Here is a 5941-nt window from a genome sequence, read left to right as displayed (position 1 = left end):
CGTTCGATCTCGGCCACGAACTCGGCCGTTGTCAGGTGCCAGGGCACCGATAGTCCGCTGTAGGCGTCGCCGATGACCACGTCGAAGGAATCGTCGGGTTGACCGACCAGCCCGATCCGAGCGTCGCCGGTCACCTGGGTCAGGCGGTCGAGGGCCGGGTCGGCCAGGAGATAGTTTGATTTTTTTTTATAACTGAATACTAGCCAATTTACAGCGTTTTTTATAACTATAATTTACACAATATTTTCCCACGATTCCCGATTCCCGATTCCCTTTTTATATAAGTATCAAAAATCAAAAAAAATAGCCGTAGAAATACTATCCACGGCTATTTCAATGATCTATGTCAATGAGTTCCCAAACCGAAACTGATGTAATCCGATGTAATTGGCCACAGGCCAAGCTACACTAACAGACCGGAGCCTTTGCCAGGGGGGGAAAACCCCCCCAGAAATTTAAAGTGTTATGGCAACAGCCAATACTTCATCATTTTAGTAATCACTTCCCCTGGAACCTCAGTCGCCTCAAGAGGAGTCCATTCCGCAATCGACCCATAGCCCAATTTATAAAGCATTTGGATACTATAGATTACTGCTTCACGAGAGCCTTTCAGAGTGTGCTCAACAGGTTGTTTCTTGAAGTTTGACTTAAAGTCTTTTGACATAGATCAAAATTTGAACTCGTTAGGTTTATATAAATAATAGTAATGATTATGATTTTATTTGTCAAGGGTTTTGAAAAGTTTTTTTTGGGGAGTTTTAGGGATAATAAAAAAAAGCGATCGCTCTTAGCGGAAGCTGAGGCCTAAGGCCACGCGGGGCGCGTTCGCTTCATCGCGTAGCGTGACCTTAGGTCAATCCCTTAGGGTCTCTGTCAGAGAATCCCGTAGGGTATCTTGCAGAGAATCGCATAATCATTGGTAAGCGATCGCTTTGGTAATTTGTAAGCATTCAGCCGTTAGCATTCAGCCGTCAGCCGTCAGCCGTCAGCTGACTTAACAAAGATTAAACGAATGCTTACTTGTTTTATTTAAAAGCTCAAAGCTGATAGCTGAGAGCTGATAGCTGAGAGCTGATAGCTGAATGCTTACGGTAATTTTAACTAGTAATTTTAAGGATAGGGCTGGGAGGAGGAAGTAGGGAATAAGGAACTTCAGATCTCTTTCCTAATGTTGCCTTTTGCCTGTTACCTTTTGCCTTGTTGTCAGGGTGCATCTCCTCAAAGCTGTTTGATATCATGTCCGGATAATTAGTTATCAAAAAACATTCCCCTTGAAACCTTACTCCTTTACTTCAGCATAGCTGCCTTTTTTTACAAGAAGTGTGTTTACAACCCATATACAAACGCTGTAGATCGCAATCTGTATATGGGAGATGGGGGGCATTTCTTTGGGTCGCAGTCCATCTGCTCAGAATTAAAAAAATTAGGAAGTCTCGAAATCCAGGAGAATCAAGTGTTGGCTAGAAGCCATCACCATGTAATGCTGAATCTACCTGGACACGAGAAAAAATATCGGAATAGTTTAATCTAATTATATCCCATAATCAGGGATTTTGACTACAATCGGTTACCCGGAAATCACCTGAGGACATAATCATGGTACTGGTGTAGCGGTTCTGTTGCCCAAAGCCTATGCCTTTACCACTCAATCGCCCAAATCCCCAGATGGTAAGATTAGATGATAATCTTCTGCCTGATTACATTACTTTGGATCTAAAAGAACGTCTAATCACCCACCTCAGTCAGATAGTACGCGATCGCGATCCGTATATGGCATCTGGGGGACATTTCTATGTCCAGGAGTACATCCGCCAAGAATTAGAACAGTGGGGAAGCGTTGAAATTCACAAGTTTCAGGTGTCGGGCAAAACCCATCATAATCTGATTCTGAATCTACCGGCAAAAGAGGCGAGACCGCAACAGTTTGCTCCGATTTTAATTGGCTCTCACTATGATGCGGTACCTGGAAGCCCAGGAGCAGATGATAATGCTACCGGTGTAGCGGTGCTCTTGGAGTTAGCTAGAGCCTTTGCCACTCAAGCGCCTACACACCCAGTCCGACTAGTAGCATTTGATATGGAAGAGTATGGATTGCTCGGAAGTGCTGCCTATGCTGCCTATTTAAAAGAACAACAGCAACCCTTGCGGTTAATGCTGTCTTTGGAAATGTTAGGGTATTGCGATCGCACTCCCAATTCCCAATGGTACCCACCAGGACTAAAATACTTTTACCCCAATCAGGGGGACTTCATTGCTTTAGTGGGAAACTTGCCAACAATCCTTGACTTTAGGCATTTAGCTCGCTTTATCCGCCAAGCTGGGATCCCTTGTCAGTGCTTACCAGTACCATTACGAGGGGTAATCGTTCCTCAGACCAGACTCAGTGACCACGCTCCATTTTGGGACCAAGGTTATCCAGCTTTGATGGTAACCGATACAGCATTTCTGCGCAATCCCCATTACCATAAACCAAGCGATCGCATTGATACCCTGGACTTAGATTTTATGACTAGTGTCTGTCGCGGCTTAATCGCTGGTCTTGGAAATCTTGTCTAGGGGGATCGGGAATTGGGAATCTTCTAGAGAAGGTGGGCAGTGCATCATACAGACAGAACAGATCAACCTTGGGGCGTTATTAAGCACTGCCGACCCTAAAGGAACTAGTGTCTTCGCGTCAGCTAATCCTTGGGATTAATCGCCAATTGGGTTAGCATCTCCGACAAACTTCAACAAGTCTGTCATAGTAAATGTTCCTGGTTTTTCAGAAGGAAGTATCGGCGTCCACTGGGAGCAGCGTGATAAAAATGAGTTGCGATCGCCTTCGATAAGACCAACAAAAACTTCAGCCAAAATACGGCTTCCTACATCCCCCAAACGCACTCCGTTACCTTGGATTTGGGCTTCTTTGAGGATATAGTACCACAAGGGGGACTTAACATCAAAACCAAACTGGGCGGCAACATTGCCATCTTGGCCTGTGGAAATATCTTCCTTACTCAAGGGCCGGAATCCCATGCAGCGAGCCACATCTTGACCAGCGGGCAAGCCAAGGTTACGACCACGCAACAGATTTCTCACCGCTAGGGAATTCGGTGGTGGAACATTAGGCAAATTCTTGAGGGGGTCAACTAGAAATGGATCAAGTTGGCGGCTCAAGTTAACCGGTACATTAGGATCGATCGGGAAGAAGCGACGCCAGTCAATTATCCAATCACTGGGAATAGGAACGATTTGACCCGATTGAGCGGTGAATAAGAACAGCAGTTGTAAGGTTGCAGGAGTTACCCCACCAGGACGAGAAGTAAACACTCGGTTGTAGTCATAATCCGCACGGATCATGCTGTGTCCGAGACGATAAGCTGCTACAGAGAATTCCACAGGCATGAACGGATCCTGACCAAACTTGAAGAAGCGCCGACCGCCTTCAAGTACTTCTATTAGCTGCTTCTGGTCAATGACGCGAGACAAGAAGTCGAACAGTACAATCCACTGATAGTGCCAAACTACCAATTCTCGGGCTGCCTCAAAGGTAGACTTGCCCATGATAGAGTCTGATTTAATGCTGCCATCACGGATGCCCTCAACTATCTTGTTGTGAAACTTCAGGAAAGCTAGGTGGGTCTGGGCAACAATTAAATTTTCATCATTACGGGGGTCACCAATGATGGCCAGAGTACTAGGAGAACGAGGCAAATCGTTGGGCAATTCTGTGGGAATAGACGAATCGCCACCACCAGGTTGTTGGTTAGTTTTGCCAATTAAAAACAGATCTGAGTCATCGATTTGGTAGAGATAGGGTTGAACATCAGGACCAGAACCATACAGACTATCAAGATCCAGCTTTGGCGTGCGAAAATTTTTCACCGCCAAGGGGTCAACCATCATATCTCCGAGAGCAGTGGTATCGAAGGTAATGTCATGATCGATGAATTGACCCAAATAAGTATAACCAGCAGGTACATTGATATTATCGCCCTTTGGATTATTAGGGTCAGTATCATTCATGGCGTTCCCCAGCTGAGTCAAACCCTCTTCTGAAGGGGTGAAAGCAGGTAGATTAGGAAACATTCTGCCAAACTTACCTGTGGGGGCAAATTCACTGGGGGGTTGATGTTCACCCTTGCGAGGACCAAATCCATGGCGTCTTAACATAATTAAGCTGCTTTTATACCTGTTTTTGTGGTTTATATATCCACTATGAGCTACCAAACAGATTAATAACAGTACCCTCGAGGGTGAAATTTTTGGCAAGGATATGTTGTATAGTGCTACGCGCAAGTCAGACCTCAGAAGTCAGTCTAAAGAAGGTGGGCAGTGCATCAAACCGACCAGATCAGCTCGGCTTTGGGCGTTACTACAGCAACTAGTTCCCATGGATAAGGTCTAAACTGGGTTGTTAATGACTGCTATATCGGTGCCTGTTTCACCGTAATCAACCACTAAAACCATTAGGAGCAACTTTATGAGCGTTGTGGCTGCCAGAAAATACCCTGATAAACTAGTTTTTGCCTCCGACAGCATTCGGCTGTCAGGATACCTCAAGCAAACTCACCGGGTCACTGGGGATGAGTGGGGCAAGCTATTTGAAATCAATAACATGATTATTGGCGGCGTGGGATATACCATGGAACTGAGTTTCATGCAAATATTTGCCAGAAACCATTCTCCAGCCGCTCCTACCGTTGAGGCTGTTCTCGATTTTATTGTGGAATTTTATGCTTGGGCAAAGGATAAAGACGATACCTTTGGTCGCAGAAATGAATATTTGTTAGCAGTAGAAAGGGATATTTTTTGTATCAGTGATGGCTATCTCGTGGATAAAATTAATGAATTTGGTGCCATTGGTGCTGGACAAGATTATGCTCTGACGGCAATGTACTTAGATAAAACCCCTGAAGAAGCGGTAGCTATTGCTAATGAGCTTTGCGTGTATTGCTCTCCTCCCATTAATGTGATTACTAAGGAAATCAGCGACATCTGACTTGGGTATAGTGCTGAGTACTAAGCTTTTTTGTAAGCTATCAGCTATCAGCTATCAGCTAATGCGCTACGGGCACCCTACGCGAACAGCTTTTGAATGAAAGAGGTAAGCCTTCGTTTAATCTGAGTTAAGTCTGCTTACGGCTGACCGCTGTTCGCGTTCAGCCGTGAGCTGAACGCGCACGCGTGCGCTTCGCGCATATGCTTAAGCGTTTTTGACGGTTGACGGTTAGCTGTAAACCAGACCCTGTAAACCAGACTTAGTACCCAGCACTGAAGACTCAGCTTAATCCTGTTTGGATTTAGTAAGTCCATTTTCTTCACTATACCGTTCTATAAAACGAATGAAACGATCCCACTGCTCTCGAGATTTCATTATGTAAGTTGCTTCTATAGCCATTGGTTCACCATTAACAAATTTGCCATTAACCTTACTGGTAGAAATCTCACCTTCTTCGTCAACCATGTACATTCCGGTGATATCTTCCTTAAAGTCTTTATCGATAGCTTGAGGCTTGTTAAAATAAAAGGTTGCAGTGCCAGTCTGACCAGTTTTCGAGCGAGTTATACGTATATCGGGTACAACTTCTTCTTTGATGCCTCTAGAGAACTGAATTTCTGCCATGCTATAAGTCCGATTAAGAAAATATTAAGAATCTTTACACCACTATCTTCTCATCCAAGCTGCAATAAATGGCAAAAAATTTTAACTGATGCCTAGGTTCACGACCTAGCAATGGCGAAAATAATCCAAATTTAGCCTAAGCAGTGGGAAAATGGGATTACACTGATACCGTTTCGGCAAACCGATTTAAGCAATCACTAGATCATACAATGCTCTTCATTGTCAAAAAAAAACTCTGGCAGCTATCGTCGAGTCAGGGAATGACTATTTAGTTAAAGTCAAAAAAAATCAACCCGGAGACGAAACCTTAAAATAAGGCAGCCTTAATCATAAAGT

At 44.4% G+C, this 5941-nt stretch carries 6 protein-coding genes; 2 read left to right on the top strand and 4 right to left on the bottom strand.

Annotated features, from left to right (window positions below; genetic code table 11):
• Together F6J94_RS34485 and F6J94_RS28775 are read right to left on the bottom strand one after the other, a co-directional pair.
• Positions 1-134: fused MFS/spermidine synthase (locus tag F6J94_RS34485; RefSeq protein WP_367142286.1), on the bottom strand; the 134-nt coding region annotated here is incomplete at its 3' end.
• Between the two features lie 329 nt (positions 135-463).
• Positions 464-664: a hypothetical protein gene (locus F6J94_RS28775; protein ID WP_293046685.1), complete on the bottom strand. Its 201-nt coding sequence runs from the start codon at positions 662-664 to the stop codon at positions 464-466.
• A gap of 968 nt (positions 665-1632) precedes the next feature.
• On the opposite strand from F6J94_RS28775, the gene F6J94_RS28770 reads away from it, so the two are divergent.
• Complete coding sequence (locus F6J94_RS28770) at positions 1633-2556, top strand: M20/M25/M40 family metallo-hydrolase (protein ID WP_367142285.1); 924 nt, start codon at positions 1633-1635, stop codon at positions 2554-2556.
• Positions 2557-2691: 135 nt separating this feature from the next.
• Here the strand turns inward: F6J94_RS28770 and F6J94_RS28765 are convergent, their stop codons facing one another.
• Positions 2692-4152, bottom strand: coding sequence for a heme peroxidase family protein (locus tag F6J94_RS28765; protein ID WP_293046683.1), 1461 nt, complete (start codon positions 4150-4152; stop codon positions 2692-2694).
• 310 nt (positions 4153-4462) lie between these two features.
• Here F6J94_RS28765 and F6J94_RS28760 point away from each other — a divergent pair, with 310 nt between their 5' ends.
• Complete coding sequence (locus tag F6J94_RS28760; RefSeq protein WP_293025757.1) at positions 4463-4981, top strand: hypothetical protein; 519 nt, start codon at positions 4463-4465, stop codon at positions 4979-4981.
• Positions 4982-5266: 285 nt separating this feature from the next.
• On the opposite strand, the gene psb28 is transcribed toward F6J94_RS28760, so the two are convergent.
• Positions 5267-5605 (bottom strand): photosystem II reaction center protein Psb28, encoded by a 339-nt coding sequence (gene psb28, locus F6J94_RS28755; RefSeq protein WP_293025759.1) that lies wholly within the window; start codon positions 5603-5605, stop codon positions 5267-5269.
• Positions 5606-5941: the final 336 nt, after the last annotated feature.

Origin of the sequence: Moorena sp. SIO1F2, assembly GCF_010672755.1 — a bacterium.
In the GTDB taxonomy this organism is placed as follows: Bacteria; Cyanobacteriota; Cyanobacteriia; order Cyanobacteriales; family Coleofasciculaceae; genus Moorena.
Note: the sequence above shows the minus strand (reverse complement) of the source record. Positions and strands in the feature narration are given on the sequence as shown.

Bases quoted from the DNA above. Each gene is read 5' to 3' on its own strand.
- F6J94_RS28775 (WP_293046685.1), bottom strand. From the start codon at position 664: ATGTCAAAAGACTTTAAGTCAAACTTCAAGAAACAACCTGTTGAGCAC.
- F6J94_RS28770 (WP_367142285.1), top strand. From the start codon at position 1,633: ATGCCTTTACCACTCAATCGCCCAAATCCCCAGATGGTAAGATTAGAT.
- F6J94_RS28765 (WP_293046683.1), bottom strand. From the start codon at position 4,152: ATGTTAAGACGCCATGGATTTGGTCCTCGCAAGGGTGAACATCAACCC.
- F6J94_RS28760 (WP_293025757.1), top strand. From the start codon at position 4,463: ATGAGCGTTGTGGCTGCCAGAAAATACCCTGATAAACTAGTTTTTGCC.
- psb28 (WP_293025759.1), bottom strand. From the start codon at position 5,605: ATGGCAGAAATTCAGTTCTCTAGAGGCATCAAAGAAGAAGTTGTACCC.